The organism is Pectobacterium wasabiae CFBP 3304, assembly GCF_001742185.1.
Lineage (GTDB): Bacteria > Pseudomonadota > Gammaproteobacteria > Enterobacterales > Enterobacteriaceae > Pectobacterium > Pectobacterium wasabiae.
Map to the genome: position 1 here is coordinate 1836099 of NZ_CP015750.1, position 17388 is coordinate 1853486.

At 51.9% G+C, this 17388-nt stretch carries 15 protein-coding genes; 5 read left to right on the forward strand and 10 right to left on the reverse strand.

From position 1 onward, the window contains the following. Positions 1–117: 117 nt before the first annotated feature. Complete coding sequence (locus A7983_RS08245) at positions 118–627, forward strand: phenolic acid decarboxylase (protein ID WP_005968131.1); 510 nt, start codon at positions 118–120, stop codon at positions 625–627. A gap of 248 nt (positions 628–875) precedes the next feature. Here A7983_RS08245 and A7983_RS08250 read toward each other — a convergent pair whose 3' ends face one another. The 7 genes from A7983_RS08250 to A7983_RS08280 all read right to left on the reverse strand — a co-directional run bounded on the left by A7983_RS08250 (position 876) and on the right by A7983_RS08280 (position 9034). Continuing rightward, the gene (locus A7983_RS08250; protein ID WP_005968129.1) at positions 876–1313 is read right to left on the reverse strand and encodes an RICIN domain-containing protein; all 438 of its coding nucleotides are present in this window, start codon (positions 1311–1313) and stop codon (positions 876–878) included. A gap of 395 nt (positions 1314–1708) precedes the next feature. Then, positions 1709–2842, reverse strand: coding sequence for an alkylhydroperoxidase domain protein (locus tag A7983_RS08255; RefSeq protein ID WP_005968126.1), 1134 nt, complete (start codon positions 2840–2842; stop codon positions 1709–1711). Next, entirely contained in the window at positions 2839–3873 is a 1035-nt protein-coding gene (locus A7983_RS08260; protein ID WP_005968122.1) for a putative FMN-dependent luciferase-like monooxygenase, read from the reverse strand. Before A7983_RS08260 ends, A7983_RS08255 begins: the two co-directional genes overlap by 4 nt. Position 3874: 1 nt before the next feature. After that, complete coding sequence (locus tag A7983_RS08265) at positions 3875–5572, reverse strand: dipeptide ABC transporter ATP-binding protein (protein ID WP_005968119.1); 1698 nt, start codon at positions 5570–5572, stop codon at positions 3875–3877. After that, complete coding sequence (locus A7983_RS08270) at positions 5569–6429, reverse strand: ABC transporter permease (protein ID WP_005968117.1); 861 nt, start codon at positions 6427–6429, stop codon at positions 5569–5571. Before A7983_RS08270 ends, A7983_RS08265 begins: the two co-directional genes overlap by 4 nt. Further along, positions 6426–7370 (reverse strand): ABC transporter permease, encoded by a 945-nt coding sequence (locus tag A7983_RS08275; protein ID WP_005968115.1) that lies wholly within the window; start codon positions 7368–7370, stop codon positions 6426–6428. The genes A7983_RS08270 and A7983_RS08275 overlap by 4 nt, the downstream gene beginning before the upstream one ends. A gap of 26 nt (positions 7371–7396) precedes the next feature. Continuing rightward, complete coding sequence (locus A7983_RS08280; RefSeq protein WP_005968112.1) at positions 7397–9034, reverse strand: TIGR04028 family ABC transporter substrate-binding protein; 1638 nt, start codon at positions 9032–9034, stop codon at positions 7397–7399. A 590-nt stretch (positions 9035–9624) separates the two neighbouring features. Here A7983_RS08280 and A7983_RS08285 point away from each other — a divergent pair. Then, positions 9625–10827: a serine hydrolase domain-containing protein gene (locus A7983_RS08285; RefSeq protein WP_005968110.1), complete on the forward strand. Its 1203-nt coding sequence runs from the start codon at positions 9625–9627 to the stop codon at positions 10825–10827. A gap of 92 nt (positions 10828–10919) precedes the next feature. Here A7983_RS08285 and ghrB read toward each other — a convergent pair whose 3' ends face one another. After that, positions 10920–11882 (reverse strand): glyoxylate/hydroxypyruvate reductase GhrB, encoded by a 963-nt coding sequence (ghrB, locus tag A7983_RS08290; protein ID WP_005968108.1) that lies wholly within the window; start codon positions 11880–11882, stop codon positions 10920–10922. 363 nt (positions 11883–12245) lie between these two features. Here ghrB and A7983_RS08295 point away from each other — a divergent pair, with 363 nt between their 5' ends. Continuing rightward, a complete protein-coding gene (locus A7983_RS08295; RefSeq protein WP_005968106.1) occupies positions 12246–14207 on the forward strand; it encodes a methyl-accepting chemotaxis protein in 1962 nt (653 codons plus the stop codon). Between the two features lie 55 nt (positions 14208–14262). On the opposite strand, the gene A7983_RS08300 is transcribed toward A7983_RS08295, so the two are convergent. Then, positions 14263–14706, reverse strand: coding sequence for an N-acetyltransferase (locus tag A7983_RS08300; protein WP_005968104.1), 444 nt, complete (start codon positions 14704–14706; stop codon positions 14263–14265). Continuing rightward, positions 14703–15266: a DNA-3-methyladenine glycosylase I gene (locus tag A7983_RS08305; protein ID WP_005968102.1), complete on the reverse strand. Its 564-nt coding sequence runs from the start codon at positions 15264–15266 to the stop codon at positions 14703–14705. Before A7983_RS08305 ends, A7983_RS08300 begins: the two co-directional genes overlap by 4 nt. Before the next feature lie 259 nt (positions 15267–15525). Here A7983_RS08305 and A7983_RS08310 point away from each other — a divergent pair, with 259 nt between their 5' ends. Together A7983_RS08310 and glyQ are read left to right on the forward strand one after the other, a co-directional pair. Then, positions 15526–16332, forward strand: a complete 807-nt coding sequence (locus A7983_RS08310; RefSeq protein ID WP_005968100.1) for a sulfite exporter TauE/SafE family protein — start codon at positions 15526–15528, stop codon at positions 16330–16332. 126 nt (positions 16333–16458) lie between these two features. Next, entirely contained in the window at positions 16459–17388 is a 930-nt protein-coding gene (glyQ, locus tag A7983_RS08315; RefSeq protein ID WP_005968098.1) for a glycine--tRNA ligase subunit alpha, read from the forward strand.

A 17388-nucleotide genomic window follows, 5' to 3' on the forward strand; every position in this document is an offset into this window, starting at 1 on the left:
AGGAACCCCGATAGGGTTGATTCAACGCACTCATGCAGGAACGTTCATAAATGGACTCTATGTTGTCATTTAATCCATTTATAGTCCGTGAAGTTTTCACTTTTAAGGAGAACTATCATGCCGTCATTTAATCAGCACGACCTGAGTCATTTTGTAGGGAAACATTTGGTATATACCTATGATAATGGCTGGAATTATGAGCTGTATGTCAAAAATGCCAACACAATAGACTACCGCATTCACAGTGGGATTGTGGGTAACCGTTGGGTGAAGGACCAGCAGGTGTATATCGTGCAGGTCGCCCGTGAGGTTTATAAGATTTCATGGACAGAGCCGACAGGAACGGACGTCAGCCTGATTGCGAATATTGCCGATAAGGTCTTCCACGGCACCATCTTCTTCCCGCGTTGGGTCATCAACAACCCAGAGAAAACAGTGTGTTTCCAGAACGAACATATAGCTGAAATGGAAGCATATCGCGATGCTGGCCCTGCGTACCCGACTGAAGTGATCGATGAGTTTGCCACCATCACGTTCATCCGAGACTGTGGTGAAAATGACCACGATGTCATCAATTGCCCTGCCAGCGAACTGCCTGCGGATTTCCCTGCTTACCTGAAAAAATAAAGAGTAACAGGCGACATGGATGTTGTGTCGCCTGATTCGCGATAGTAGATTCTTAGTGAATGTTTTTTTATTAATAAATTAATCAAGCCACTGTGACGCAGTTATAGAATAAGTGAAAAATTTTAATTTTAAATGATTCAGTTGCCATCAACACAGGTTTTGACAGGACCATGAAGCTCCAAAAGCCACCTTGTTTTAAATAAGATGGCCTTTTAACGGATATAATATATTGTGCGTATCAGTTAAGTTTATTCACTAACTGATGCAAATACCCTATCAATAGGTACGAATTTCCATTGCTGAGCGATTGATCCATTAAATTCAAATAGCTGAACACGCGTGCCCGCACCACCGCGAGTTTGATCGTCGATAACATAGGATTTATTCGCTTGGCTAAAAATAAATCCAGGTTTGCTCGCAAAATCCCACTTTTGAGTTGATTCATTCTGATTGGTTAACTGCAAAACGAGATCTGTACCGCTGGCAATATTTTTGTTTTTAATTGCCAGCGCTAGAGCCCCGTCACTTATCGATAGTGAAATTACTCCTGTTCTAGGATCCAAATTCCACAGGATTTTATCGAGAGAAGAGTCTGCGCGGAGAAGAACAGCTGTGGCGTCTTTTTGCTGGTCGGAGACACCCAATGCCAAGTCTTGATTTCCTGCATATTTTAAAATACCAATCATAATAATTTCCTTGCTATTAGTGTTAGTCGGTAGTTTCTGGCTGATTTAATTTTGCCAGTGATTAAACTGTAGTTGTGTTTATTTTTTTTGCCATTTACTTATTAGGGTTAAAATAACAAACCATTGGTTTTATATTTATTTAATAAGTATTTTTATTTTTCAATTAATTCTGTATTTAGTGTAAATTAAATATTAAGCATTTTAGGTTGTATAATGATTTTTTTAATTATGCGTGTGGTAATTGTTTTTATATTGGTATATTCTACGAAATAACATCTATTATTTAAAATAATCCAATCTATTCCGTTATTTAGGGTGCAAGAATGTCATCAAACTCGGATTTAATTCAGAATGGGAGCGATCTGTTCAAGATAATGAAACAGACCGCTTGAGGATTAATGCTCTGGCCAGAACGGTTCGCCTAGCGTGAGCATCAGTCGGTTGGCCCATGAGAAGAAGGCGGCTGACTGCACCACATCGACAATTTCCAGAGTATCCAATCCCTGTTCTTGTAGCTGTTTTACGTCATTTGCATTGACCTGTGCGGGCGTGGCGGAAAGGCGTGCTGAAAAATCGATAATTGCCTGCCAGCGTGGGCTTTGGCCGATACTTAAATCACCGCCGGGAACGACGTCCAGCAGTCGTTGCACGTCGCTATCCTGCTTGGAGAGCTGACTGGCTTTGCGTGCGTGCACTGAGGCGCAATAAATGCAGCCGTTGACCTTGCTGGTGACGGCGGCGATGAGTTCGCGTTCTTTGCGCGGCAGGCCGCCGGAGGTATAGAAAATCCCTTTATCTGTCAGCGTGCGCTGTTCCAGCACTGGGAGATTACGTCCTAACAAACGGAAATAGTCGGAATCGGTGTGGCCAAAGCGCGCCAGAATCGCCTGCTCATCCGCATTGAATGCTGCCAGCGGTTTGGAAGCAACCCACGGTTCCCAGCTTAGTTCCGCTTGGGTGAACGTTTGCGGTGCGGATTTGCCGCTGTACGTCTGCTGCTGGGTATGCCACTGACCCGCAACGGCGGCCTGTGAATGAGGCTGGCTAACACGATGACCCGCAATAAGGCGATAGCCGCGCAGCAAGCGACTTTGAAAATTCACAAACGCGATGAGCTGCGACAGCGTCACGATATCGTCTACCGACCAGCCCGCCTGCTCCAGCGCGCTGACGTGGGATGGTGCGGCCTGCGCGGGAGTCTTCGTCAGGCGCTCAGCGTGATCCAACGCTAACTGTAGCGCGGGTGTCAGCGTCGGTTCCGGGAAGTCCGCCAGTCGCTCGGCATAAAAATGCTGTAGCAGCTCATCCTGCTGCCAGCCGCTGATCTTTGTCGCAAACCAAAAGCGCAGCGATAACGGTAATGTCGCGTTGTCATGTGCCGCGGCGTTAAACAGCGCGTCGTAGCTACCTTGGGTGTGACGGGTTGCCGCTTCACGGGTTTTTCTGGCTTCTGCGAGGGCGGAATCCGGGCTGATGTCGGCCAGCGTATCCAATACGTCATGGGTGTGTAAGGTGTTAGCGTGCGTCATGCAATCTCCTGCCCTAGCGGGCTTTTCTGTTTGACGGCGGGCTTCCAGCCCAAAGCGGGAGCCACCTGAGTAGCAATCAATTCAAGTGAGCGAAGGATCAGCGCGTGTGGTGGGTCGATGGAATGCACCTGGAATGTCACATCCGTCGCCCGTTCTAGCGAACTGTCTGCCCGAAGTGATGCAATCACATCCTGTGCGGTGCCGACATGGCTATCGAAGGCGGCGATCAGTGCTTCTATCGAGTCGTGAGGGATCGCGCGGAACGTGCCGGAACGGGCGGCAGAACGATTAAGCCCTTTCTCTGCCAGACTCAGTGCCAGTTGACGATCGTCAGCCACGAAAACGCTGCGTGAGCTGAGGATACGCGGGGCGATGCCTGCGGGTAGAGCAGCCAGATAGGCGTCGATCATCGGGTTTTGCAAGTCGGCGAGCGTGGCGTCTGGAAAGTGTTCCGGGCGCGGCTGGGTGCGAGAGAGCATCAGGCCATCGCCCGCTTTGCCTGCTCGCTCTGCACCTTCGAGGGAAAACGTAGCCTGCCAGACGCGCTTGTCCAAATGCGGGGCGGCAGGGTAGAGCTGATTGCCGTCTTCACTCAATGCCTCTCCTCGCCACGCGGCGCGCAGTTTCTCTAGATGGCGTCCGAGGATCTGCCCGCGCTGCGCGCTGTCGTGACCGAATGCGGCAAATGAGGACGGCGTGCCGCCAGAACCCACGCCGACTTCCAGCCTGCCGTTGCTGAGTAAATCGAGTACGGCGGTGTCTTCCGCCACGCGCAGCGGTTCTTCCATTGGCAGCGTAATCACGCCGGTGCCGAGTTGGATACATTGGGTACGGGCGGCGACCAGCGCCAGAAACACCAGCGGTGACGGTAATCCGCCTTCATCTGCGTGAAAGTGGTGTTGTGCAACCCAGGCACTGTCGAATCCTAGTTGTTCGGCTTTGACGATTTGCTCCGTCGCCAGTCGGTAGCGCTGCTGAGCGGAAACGTCATCCAGCAACCGTGTGAAAAATCCCAGACGTTTCGTTGCCATTTTACAGTCCTTGGTTGAGTGCGAATGTGGGTTCAGTATGAATTGGCGGTTGGTGTGAACGGGCAAACGCCGGGTGTTGCTGTCCGGGGATAGCCTCGATGAGTTCACGGGTATAGCGATGTTTGGGCTGAGCGAAGATGTGCTCCACTGGGCCGGATTCAAGCTGCTTACCGTGGTACAGCACGGAAACGGTATCGGCGATCTGGCGTACTACCGCCAAATCGTGCGAGATGAACACGTATGTCAGCCCTAGCGACTCCTGTAACTCGGTCAGCAAACGCAGGATCTGTGCCTGCACGGTGACATCCAGTGCAGAAACGGCTTCGTCCAATACCAGCACCTGCGGTTCCAATACCAGCGCCCGAGCGATGGCGACGCGTTGGCGCTGGCCGCCGGACAGCTCACGTGGTTTGCGCGACAGCAGTGCTACCGGCAGGGCGACGCGCTCGAACATTTCATGAATTTTTCGCTCCCGCTGTGCGGAGGTATGGCGATTAAAATTACGCAGCGGCTCCTCGACGATGTCGTACAGCCGCTGCGACGGATCGAGTGAGCCAAAGGGATTTTGATACACCAACTGAATCTTTTGACGGAACTGGCGCAGCGCTTCGCCTTTCAGGTGGGTGATGTCGGTGCCATCGATCAGAATGCGTCCGGAACTGGGATGATGAAACCCGAGCAGGCTGCGCGCCGTGGTGGTTTTACCGGAGCCAGATTCGCCGACAATGGCGTGCGTTGTACCGCGTGCCACGCTGAAAGAAACGTCATCCACAGCGCGAAAATGCTCGTCTTTACGGCCCGACAGAGGAAAGGTCTGCACCAGATTTTCGACCGAAACAATAATCTCGGATGCATGGTTGCGCGGTGGGCGTGGTATCGGGTTGAGTGACGGGACATTCGCCAGCAGCGTGCGGGCATAGTGGCTTGAGGGGGAGCTGAGCACGTCAAGCGTCGGCCCTTGCTCCTGAATGTAGCCGTTCTGGAAAACCAGCAGACGATCGGCACGCTCGGCGGCGACGCCCAGATCGTGAGTGACGAATAGCACCGCCGTGCCATTTTCCCGCCGCAGTTCATCGAGCAGGTCGAGAATACGTTTCTGCACCGTGACATCCAGCGCGCTGGTGGGCTCATCGGCAATAATCAGCGCGGGTTTTAGCGCAATGGCAATTGCTATCAATACGCGCTGTTTCATGCCGCCGGACAGCTCGTGCGGGTACTGCTTCGCCCGCAGCTCTGGCTGATTTAGCCCAACGCGTTCCAGCAGCGCCAGCGTTTTCTGGCGGATAGTCTGGCGATCTTTCCGTTGATGAATACGCAGAATCTCGTCTACCTGCTCGCCGATAGTCTGTACGGGATTCAGGGAACTGGTGGGATCTTGTGGGATCAGGCTGATCTGTGCGCCGCGCACGCTGTCCAACCGCTTCTGCGACCAGCCGCTGATATCTACACCGTTTAGCCGAATAGCGCCGCGTGTGAGCCTACCATTCTCGGCCAGTAAGCCGATGACGGCCTGTGCGGTGGTGGTCTTGCCTGAACCGGATTCCCCTACCAGTGCGACGACTTCGCCGGGCTGAATATGGAAAGAGACGCCTTCCACGACGGTCTGCTCGCGATCGTCGCTGCGGTAGGCAATCGTGACATTTTCCAGGGCCAATACGGGGACTGCCGCGCTGGTTTGTAAGCTGGCTGACAGGCTCATCGTTCTGTTCTCCTGATCGACTGGCTGATGCGGTTGGCGGACAGCACAACAAGTACGACGATCAAGCCGGGGAAGGTGGTCAGCCACCAGGCGGTTGAGATGTAGTTGCGGCCTTCGGCGATGAGCAATCCCCATTCCGGCGTGGGCGGCGGTGCGCCGTAGCCGAGGAAGCTCAGCGTGGAGATAGCCAGAATCGCGCTGCCGAATTGCAGCGCGGCGAAAGCGAAAACGGTGGTCAGTGAATTCGGTAAAATGTGTCGCCACAGCACGCTGAAAAAGGTGCCACCGCTGCCATAGGCGGCTTCGACGTAGTCGCTGTGGCGCACGCGCAGCACTTCTGAACGCACCAGTCGGGTAAAGCTGGCGACGGAAGTGACGCCCACCGCAATTGCAGCGTTGACCGTGCCGAAACCCAGCAGAATGATGACACTCAGCGCCAGCAGCAGACCGGGGATTGCCAGCAAGACATCGATGCTGCGCATGATGACGCTATCCAGCCAGCCGCCAACGGCACCGGCCAAGAGGCCGAACAGGCTACCGAGTAACAGACCTACTCCGACGGCGATAAATGCGCCAGACAGCGAGTGCACTGCGCCATAAACGATGCGTGCGTAGAGATCGCGCCCAAGCTGGTCGGTGCCGAGCCAGTAGCCTGCGTCGGGTGCCAGTCGTTGTGCACCCGCGACGCCTTCTATCGGGCTATAGCTGGTAAACCAGCTAGGGAACAGTGCCCAGAGTGCGACAGTCAGTATGACCAGCCAGGCCAGCAGCAGCCCCGGCTGAAAGGCGTAACGACGCAGAAGCGGTCGCTTGCCCAGAAGGGGAAAGGTGATTTTTTCCAGTTGTACGGTAGTCATAGCGTGGCTCCTGGCGCTCTTTTCAGGCGCGGATCGAGCAGAGGATAGAGCAGGTCGACGGCCAGATTGACGACAACAAAGGCGGTGGCAGAAATCAGCACGATAGCCTGTAATACGCTGCTGTCCTGATAATTCACGGCTTCCTGCGTCAACTGGCCAAGCCCGTTACGGCCAAAAACGGTTTCGGTAATCAGCGCGCCCGCAATCAACTCACCCAGCAGCAAACCGGCGATGGTTAGCGTGGGCAGCATGGCGTTACGGGCGATATGTCGCCAGAGCACCCCGCTGCGGCTAGCCCCTTTCGCGCGGGCAACAGCAACAAACGGCTGGGTTTGCACCTGATCGATGCTACGCATCAGCACCTGAGCCAGTGGGGCGGAGATCGGCAGTGCCAGCGTGAGAACGGGCAAAATCAGCCCTTCCCATTCGCCGGGGTTAATGATGGGAATCAGTCCCAGACGGAAAGAGAAGATCTGAATTAGCACGATGCCCAGCCAGAATGTTGGCACGGAAATAAACAACGACGGCAGGGATTGCAGCACGGTTCGTAGCCACTGAAACGGCGTCAGCGTCGATAAGAACGCAAGGGCAAGCGCCAACAACCCCGCGGCGATGAAGCCCAGTACCGCGAGCAACAGCGTAGGTGGCAGATTCGCCGTGATGAGCTCGGTGACTGGCACGCCAGCCTGAATGGACAGGCCAAGATCGCCACGCAGTATCTGAGCTAGCGCATGAAAATATTGCGTAAGCACTGGTGTGTCGGCACCGTAGGATAAACGCAACTGTGCGATCTGCTCGGCACTGAGGCCGAGATCTGGGTTTTGAAACTTAATCAGTATGGCATCACCCGGCATCGCCTGAAGCAGAATAAAAGATAGGGTGAACGCAGCCCACAGTACGAGCAGTGCCTGGCCGACGCGCAGCACCAGATAGCGGTTCATGATGCTCTCCTCCCTTTTCTTCGGTGTTATTTATCTAGCCAGGTGTTGTAAAAGCTAGGGCGTCCCACGGCTTCAAACGCGATGCCTTTTGTTGTGGGCGCGCCTGCAAACACCTGCGGTTCTTCAAAAATGGGAATGACATAAGCCTGATCGATCAGGTAATTTTGCACCTCTCCCACTAGCGCTAGCCGTTTGTTATGGTCAGTTTCTGTGGCGATGCCATCCAGCAGCGTATTCAGATGGGGGTCAACAAACTCCTTCACCTTGTCGCTGGAGCCACCTTTTTGCAGCAGGACGTTACGCACGGTCGGGTAATACTGACTTTTCAGTACATCCGGGTCGGCGCGGCCGACCATCGACGGTGCGACTCCCGTTTTCAGCGGATCGAGGTTATCCACGGTTTTACTGCCGGCATCGCCCGCCAGTACCGTCAGTTTCACGCCCGCTTTTGCCCACTGTTGAGAAACCAGTTGCAGGGTTTCTTTGTTCTGAGGGTGCTGTACTGATTCATAGGCGGTCAGTTCCAGCGTTTTGCCGTCTTTCTGTCGTAACCCGTGGGGGCCGGTTTTCCAACCGGCTTCATCTAACAGCTTGTTGGCCTGTGCGGGATCGAAGGCTAATTTACTGGAAAGATCGGCATAGCCTGCGGCGGTTTTGGCCAGCGGTGACGTGGCTAACGGATAGTTGTCAGAAAATAGCGTATCAAGAATTTCTTTGGTGTTGGTGGCGTGCAGTAGTGCTTTACGCACGCGGATATCCGCTACCAGCGGGTTATCCGGGCGGAAGACCACGCTGTTATTGACACCGCGCGTGGGTGGGGCATAAAGGTTGAAGCCCTGACTTTGTACCCGCTTTTCATCATAGGCTTGGATCTGACGAATGAAATCCGCCTGACCGGAGACCAACGCGCCGATACGCACACTGTCTTCTGGAGTGACCAGATAAGTAATGCCGTCCAGATAGGCACGCCCCTGATGCTTCGATTTAACCGGAGCCCAGTTGTAATCCTTACGTGCGGTCAGTTTCAGTTCGCGTCCCAGCTTTTCGCTGCTGACCACGAATGGGCCGGAGCCAATAACATTTTTGGCATTACCTAATTGATTGAAGTTACGCTCAAGCGTACTGAGAGAGACCAAACCGGAACCAATTGCCGAGGTGCCTTGTAAAAAACCCGGTGAGGGTTTCTTAAAGTAAAATTTCACCGTCAGCGGGTCGATGACTTCACTACGCAGATAGTTATTGATGACTTCCGAAACCGGCTGGCTGAGCGCGGTGTTTCCTAAGCCATAAGTATCGAGATTTTTCGCTACCGCGTTGGCGTCCAGCGGGGTGCCGTCAGAAAAGCTGATACCGGGGCGGATCTTGAACGTGTATTCCGTGTTATCCGCGTTGATGGTCCAGGATTCTGCAACCCACGGTTCGATCTCCAGCGTTTCCGGGTTCTGGTACGTCAGTTTATCGGTAATCTGGTTGAGAATGCCGCCGTTCGGGTAAAACCCGCCTGCGGGCGTATAGAGATTGGTGTGTGCCTGTTGCTCCAGATAAATCAGCGTGCCGCCAATTTTTGGAGCGTCATTCGCGGCTTGTGCATTCAGTGCGCCGCCCATAAGGAGCAATGAGGAAAAAATAGTGAGTTTCTGATGAGGATGTAAAAAAGTCGCCACGATGATTGTCCCTACATGTGATTATTTTTATTAAATTTATTGGTTTATACCCCAAATAATTCGAGTTGCAGGAAGGCGGCAAGAGAGGGTCAAATTCGTCGGGAACGAATTTGACCAGCCAACGGCTGGCCTCCGGTGAGAGATAGGATGTCTCTCATTTCATCCCGATGAGCTTACCCAAGTAAGTGATTCGGGTGAGCGACAAATCTGCCAGAGGTAGATTTGAACGCTGCTTGCAGCGGCCCCATCGGGGCGAGGTCCACGTAAGTGGGCCGAGTAGCGCGCCAACGCACATGCAGCTTGAAGTATTACGGGTATATCAGGTGAATAGGCGGATCGATTACGTCCTGAAACGGGATAAAGCAGGAAACGTTAACCGCTCGTTAAGGCCGATATTTCCATAGGTGGTAGGAAACAGCAAAGAACAATACCGGTATTGGTTATCCAATTTTGGGTAGAAAGAAAGGGAATAACATTAATGTATTGGGATATATCTAAGCGTGATAAATATATTGATAGTGCTTTTTGAGCAGACCTTTTAATATCGGAAAAATTTAACGTCCGTCTCTTTAATTTAAGACATTTTTATTATGCGTTTACGCTTTCGACTTGTACTAAGTACGGCAGCATTATTGATGCTTTCAGGGTGTGGCGCATTATCAAACATGTCTATTGATGAATCGAATGCTGATGTTTCGCGGCTTGCCTGCTACCAAGATTTAACCGCTGAAGTCGATCGTCTGGCTGTCCCTTTTCTTAAACAAAAAGCGATACCGGGCCTTGTTGTTGGGGTGTTAACGGCTGACGGAAATAGGCGTAGTTGGGGATATGGCTTTACAGATAGCCATCACGGTTATCCTATTACGGGAGATACCCTGTTTGCCGTTGGGTCGGTGAGCAAAGGGTTTATGGCGGAAACCACGGGTATTCTGGTGAAACGAGGTATATTTCGCTGGGAAAATACGCTTGAAGAACTCCTGCCTCGTCAGATCCCCTTAAGTGATAGCGCAAAAAAGATCACGTTACTACAACTGGTTACTCATACTTCCGGTTTACCTCGTCAGATGATGGATATGCAGATGCTGGGGCTTTTTGCCGAGTATCTATTCACCGGAAATAATTTCTATACGCTATTGGATGACGATCGGGTATTGGATTATCTGGCTGACTTTACGGTGCCGGCCCATCCAACGCCGACGTATTCGAATCTTGGCTATGCCATTCTGGGGTATATCTTACAGTTGAAGACGGGGCAATCCATTGATCAGTTGGTGAATGAAACGATTATCGAGCCACTAAGACTGGAAAGTACCAGTTTTACCCCACAAAAATTAACGCGCTTTCCTTATCGAGCGATTGGCCACGCTGGCGATCAGCCCAAATTCATTATGCGTGGCAAGCCGATACCTGACTGGCACTTTTCTTCCAATATGGTAGGTGCAGCCAGTTTGTACACCAGTGCCAACGATCTGTTGAAATTTGCCCGTGCACATCTCTATCCGACAGGCCATCACGCGCTGGACGAAGCCATAAATGATTCAATGAAGACCTATTACAACCGTACCAAACAGGCTGCCAATATTGCTTGGATCACCGATGAGGTAGGCACACAATATATTACCTATCAGGTGGGGTACATCGGCGGCTATTCAAGTTATATCGGGTTAGATCGCCACAACCGCATTGCCGTCGTCGTACTGCAAAATAGCTTCAATTGGGACAATAACCTCGGACATACACTTATTTCGCGCATTGGACAGGCAATGCATTATCAGGGCGTGTGTAAGGTTTAAAAAATCACGTCGACCCCGCACGTCTCCAGCAATATAGCTGGAGCGTGACGGACGTTTTGCAAGCAAACGGTTATGCCATAGATGATTGAGGGCTATTTCAAAACCTGCGGATTCACGCAGTTTTCTTTTACCTGACCGCTCAGAGCGGCAATCAGGTTGTCAACGGCACAGGCGGCCATACCGTAACGGGTTTCATGCGTAGCAGAACCGATATGCGGCAGTGCCACCACATTGGGTAAATCCAGCAGTGGAGAATCGACAGGCAGCGGTTCTTTGACAAAAACGTCCAGACCTGCGCCCTGAATGGTTCCTTTTACCAATGCTTCCGTCAGTGCTTCTTCATCCACGACGGCACCCCGGCCGATATTAATCAAAATGGCGCTGGGTTTCATTTTTGCCAACTGCTCGCGCCCAATAAGATGATGAGTTTCCGCCGTTAGCGGTAGCGTGATACAGAGGAAATCAGATTCGGCCAATAGCGTATCGAGATCGCAGTGACGGGCGCTAAAGCGCTGCTCTGCTTCAGCATGATGGCGACGGGCGTTGTACAGCACCGGCATGCTGAAACCAAAGTGGGCGCGTTGTGCGACGGCCAGACCGATACGCCCCATCCCCAGAATACCGATGGTTTTATGGTGAACGTCGCTCCCAAACCAGTCGCTGCCGACCCCCCCTTTCCATTCTCCCGCTTTGACTCGCTCAGCCACTTCCACGACTCGACGTGCGCTGGCGAGCATGAGTGCCAGAACCGTATCCGCCACGGTTTCCGTTAGCACGGTTGGGGTGTGCATGAGAATGACCCCTTTTTCATTCAGCGCGTCGACGTTGAAGGTGTCGTAACCGACAGAAATGGTGGAGGCCGCACGTAAACGCGGTGCGTGTTGCAGGAAATCTTTATCGACTTTACCGCCGGAACCAATGATGCCTTCGGCTGTTGCCAGAGCAGGGTGGTCGAGGGCGGGAAAGGCGTCAAGTTCAGTGACCGTGAAGTGTTGGTCTAAACGAGCGCGTAGGTCGTCAGCAATTGTTTTATACAGGATAACGCTAGGTTTCATCACAAACTCCAGCAGATTAAGGAAGTTAACGTAGAAATCGCTCATCGAATAATCGCGTAGCTGGCGAGAGACTGCAAGTGATACCGCCCCCGCATTTGCCCAAGGTTAACCGCGATTAATGGGGGATTTGCACGATTTGCGCAAGAAGGGGTGGCATGACAGCCGCACCAAGCGTACAGAATGCGCCTACGGCATGAACGATGCATTAGCTGCATCGTTTTTGATTAAAATAATTCCTTTGTGATTGCTATCACTCATTTTCTTGTAAAGCATTGCTGCAAAAAACCGATAACTCTATTTACGGGTAGGGATGTTTTAGAAATGGTGCGGTTATTTAACACAGTGTTGTTAACGGGGGCATAAATGCATTTTTTTACCAGGATTATGAGTAATCTCAAGGTTTCTCATAAGCTGTATGGCGGGTTTGGTATTGTCCTGCTGTTAGTGATGATGGCGTCCGGCGTTGGCGCTATACGGTTTTTTATCATCCATGATCTGTATGTTAAAACGACCATTTTGAATGAAATGAATCATTACCTCGATCAGTCAAAAATGGCGAGAGTCAAATATTCATTCACCTTTGCAGATGACAATATCAAGAATCTTAATACCTACATCAATCAGGCAAGTCAGCAAAAAGAAAAAGCGAAAGCGCTAACATGGGAAGACGATTATCTCTCTGATTTTAATAAGCTTGATCAGGATTTCGTAGATTATGATACCGATCTGAATACCATGAAATCAGCCGCGAGCGCGGTGGTCGATACGGCAAAGAAAATCAACCAGATGAATGCCTCCGATGCGTTAACGGCATTTATGACCCAACTCTCTGTCGATGCGGATGAAAATACGCTGGCTGTGCAGAAGGAAGCCCTCTCACTGCAGTTTCTGAAACTGGTTAATAGCACCTATATCTTACAAAGAGAGAACAGCGAAGCTGCGTTTAATGTGCAGAAACAGGTCTATGCCGAATCGAAGGCATCTTATGATGCACTGGCATCATCGGTCAGTGACGATCGTCGTCGTGTCGTAGATTCTTTTTGGCAAATATTTGAAAAATATCATCAAACGGCAGAACAATATTACAAGCAACTGGGGCTACTGAAAACCACAGATGTCAAATTCCGGGCAACCGGAGACAAAATGACGAGCGATATCGGCAGCATTCTGCAAAAGCTCGGCGCGAGGAATGATGACATTATCAATAGCTCTGTACTGCAAACGCTGATTTTAGGGGCGATCGCCATCGTCTTTGGATTGCTGATTGCATGGTCTGTCACCCGACAAATCACTCGGCCTATTATCACCAACCTGAAGCTGGCGGAGCGGATAGCGGGCGGCGATCTCTCTGCAAATGTCACGGTGGAACGGCATGACGAGCTGGGGCAATTAACGACGGCGATGATGGTGATGACGGAGAAATTACGTCATTTAATGACTGATATTCGTCAGAGTGTGTACAGCGTTGAGAGTGCTTCTTCTGACATTGCATCAGGCAATAATGATTTGTCATCACGTACCGAGCAGCAATCGGCGGCGATTGTAGAAACGGCAGCCAGCATGGAAGAGTTAACGGCGACCGTGAAGAACAACGCCGATAATGCCCGACATGCCAGCCAGATTGCCGGAGAAGCGTCAACTAATGCCAATCGCGGCGGGGATATTATTAACCGCGTGATTAGTACCATGAGCGATATTTCAGGCAGTTCGAAGAAGATCTCTGATATCACGAGCGTTATTAACAGCATCGCTTTCCAGACCAATATTTTGGCATTGAATGCGGCAGTGGAAGCGGCGCGGGCCGGTGAACAAGGGCGGGGATTTGCAGTGGTCGCCAGCGAGGTTCGCAGTCTTGCTCAGCGCAGTTCACAGGCGGCAAAAGAGATCGAAAGCCTGATTTCAGAGTCGGTTTCTCGCGTGGATACAGGAACGGATCTGGTTTCTCAGGCGGGAGCGACGATGGATGACATTGTGGCTTCCGTAAGCCGCGTGAATGACATCATGGGGGAAATCGCCTCAGCATCGGATGAGCAGAGCCGTGGTATTGCACAAATTGGCAGTGCGGTGGCTGAAATGGATACCACTATCCAGCAGAATGCCTCAATGGTGAGCGAATCCTCCGTTGCGGCGAATTCGTTGCAGGAGCAGGCCTCGAAGTTGGCAAAAATAATGTCGGTTTTCCGCATATCCGATGCGGATGTCGCCAGGTTGCCAAGACTGCAAGGGGGTAACGCCGGTAATGGGCATTCGGGCAATCAGGCTACGGCTCGTCTATCGACGCTTGCGTCACGGGATAATGGTAACGATAACTGGACAACGTTCTGATATCTCGTTAAGCCGATGGCTCAGAGGTAACTGATTGAACTGGAGGGAGCGGTATTTACTGCTCCTTCACTCGTTCCACCCACTGCATGATCAGCGCTGTTGCCTGTGTATCCTGATTGACGTTTTCCTCAACAACGACAAACCCCTGCTTATGGTAGAACCGGCAGGCGCGAGTATTCTGCTGATACACTTCCAGACTGAGTAAGGGGAACCGCGCCTGAACATGCTGGATTAACGCTGCACCAACCTGTTTGCCATAATAGGCTTGTTCCACAAACAGCGCGCCGATAAACCGTGCTTCTAATACGCTGATAAAACCAATAAGGCTTCCTTGTTCTTCATAAACCCAGGTTTGCGATTGGGGAATATAGATCTCACGTACCGCACTGGCGCTTTCTCGCCAGTAATCTTCACGGATAAAGGGATGTGCCAGAATGGTGCTCGTTAGCCAAAGCGGCATCAGCAGCTCGAGATCGCGGTCGCAGTAAGGGCGGATCATGACGCGCTTTCCTGATGACAAAAACAGTCAACGACATGGTCGTTGACCAATCCACCCGCTTGCATGAAGGCATAGCAGATAGTCGAACCGATAAATTTGAAGCCGCGTTTCTTCAAAGCTTTGGACATGGCATCTGAAACGTCCGTTTTGGCGGGAACGTCTGCGAGTGAAACGGGATGATTGAGACGCGGCTGGTGTTCGACAAAAGACCAAATGAAATCCGCGAAGCTCTCTCCCTGACTCTCCATCGCCACCCACACTTTTGCATTGGTGATAATCGCTTCGATTTTCCCGCGATGGCGGATAATACCGCTGTCCTGCACTAACCGATCTACGTCATCCTGCGTCATTTTCGCCACTTTCTCAGGATGGAACTGGTGGAAGCAACGGCGATAGTTTTCGCGTTTCTTCAGGACAGTGATCCAGGAAAGGCCCGCCTGCTGGCCCTCCAGACACAGTAGTTCAAACAGTTTCTGGCTATCAGTGCAGGGTTTTCCCCACTCGTTATCGTGGTAATCCTGATATAAGGTGTCTTGTGTAACCCAGCCGCAGCGTTGCATTCCTCTCTCCTGATTCGGTTGTGCCGTTGGTGTTTGAACACACCGTTCATTGTAATGCGGTCTGCCGCAATGTGGGGCGATCATGACATTCATAATGCTGTATATGCAACCAGCATTTTGCGGGCGTGCTCGCAGATATGAAAGGTTGTGTGCGGATGGGGCGGAAAGTCGTCGTGGAATCGTGAATAATGCTTTGCCAACAGCTCAACGCTGTTCATTGAACATAAGAAAAACATAAACAGAGATAGGGGTACAGGGAATGGCAGTGGAGTGGGTAGCAGCCTATCTGGCACTAGGTGCGGTGGTTGGCTTTATGGCGGGATTATTAGGTATTGGGGGCGGCGGCATTATGGTGCCGGTGCTGACGGCGCTGTTTGCCGCACAGGGCGTGGATAATACACATCTGGTACATCTGGCATTGGGAACGTCAATGGCGGCGATTGTTGTTACGGCAATTTCCAGTCTGCGCACTCACCATCAGCATCAGGCGGTGCTTTGGCCTGTCGTGATGAGGATTACGCCTGCCATTCTGATCGGGACATTTACCGCTACCTGGCTGGCAACGCTGTTGCCGACGCGGACGCTGGCGATCTTTTTTTCCTGCTTTATGGCCTACGTTTCGCTGCAAATGGTGTTGAATATCAAGCCAAAACCGCAGCGCCAGTTACCTGGTACGGCCGGTGTTTCGTTCGCAGGGCTGGTGATTGGCAGTATTTCGGCGCTGGTGGCCATCGGCGGTGGGTCGCTTACGGTGCCGTTCCTGACGTGGTGCAATGTGCGTATCCAGCAGGCGATCGGTACATCGGCGGCAGTCGGGTTACCGATTGCCCTTTCCGGTGCGTTGGGCTACATGATCAACGGTTGGTCGGCAAACGGGCTGCCTGATTACAGCGTCGGTTATGTTTCTCTGCCTGCTGTTCTCTTGATTTCTGCCGTCAGCTTCTTCACTGCGCCTGTCGGCGCTCGTTTGGCGCACCGTCTGCCGGTTGCGACGCTGAAAAAGGCCTTTGCGGCATTGTTACTACTGCTGAGCCTGAAGATGTTGCAGACCGTTTTTTACGGCTGATCCCGGAATTTGAAAGATGATAACGGGGATTTGCACTTGTTGCCGCATTCTGGCTGTATATCTTGCGGTCAGAGGGTATACTGGCGCATTCCTTATAAATCCACTTGTATCGTGCGCGAATCCAACATGCAAAAGTTTGATACCAAGACCTTCCAGGGCCTGATCCTGACATTACAGGATTATTGGGCTCGCCAGGGCTGCACCATTGTTCAACCATTGGACATGGAAGTCGGCGCAGGCACTTCACATCCTATGACCTGCCTGCGGGCACTGGGGCCGGAGCCGATGGCAACCGCCTATGTGCAGCCTTCTCGTCGTCCGACTGACGGGCGCTATGGCGAGAACCCGAACCGCTTACAGCACTATTACCAGTTTCAGGTCGTCATTAAGCCATCACCGGAGAATATTCAGGAGCTGTACCTCGGTTCTCTGAAAGAGCTGGGTATGGATCCGACCATTCACGATATCCGCTTCGTGGAAGACAACTGGGAAAACCCAACGCTGGGCGCATGGGGCCTGGGCTGGGAAGTCTGGTTGAACGGTATGGAAGTGACGCAGTTTACCTACTTCCAGCAGGTTGGCGGCTTGGAATGTAAACCCGTGACCGGTGAGATTACCTACGGTCTGGAACGTCTGGCGATGTACATTCAGGGCGTGGATAGCGTTTACGATCTGGTGTGGAGCGATGGCCCGTTAGGTAAAACCACCTACGGCGACGTGTTCCATCAAAACGAAGTCGAGCAGTCGACTTACAACTTTGAACACGCTGATGTCGATTTCCTGTTCAGTTGTTTCGAGCAATATGAGAAAGAAGCGCAGCACCTGCTCGCGCTGGAAAAACCGCTGCCTTTGCCAGCTTACGAACGTATTCTGAAAGCGGCGCACAGCTTTAACCTGCTGGACGCGCGTAAAGCGATCTCGGTTACCGAGCGCCAGCGCTATATTCTGCGTATTCGTACCCTGACCAAAGCGGTTGCGGAAGCCTACTATGCCTCTCGTGAGGCGCTGGGTTTCCCCATGTGTCACAAAAACGTGTGCAATAAGAAAGAGAGCTAA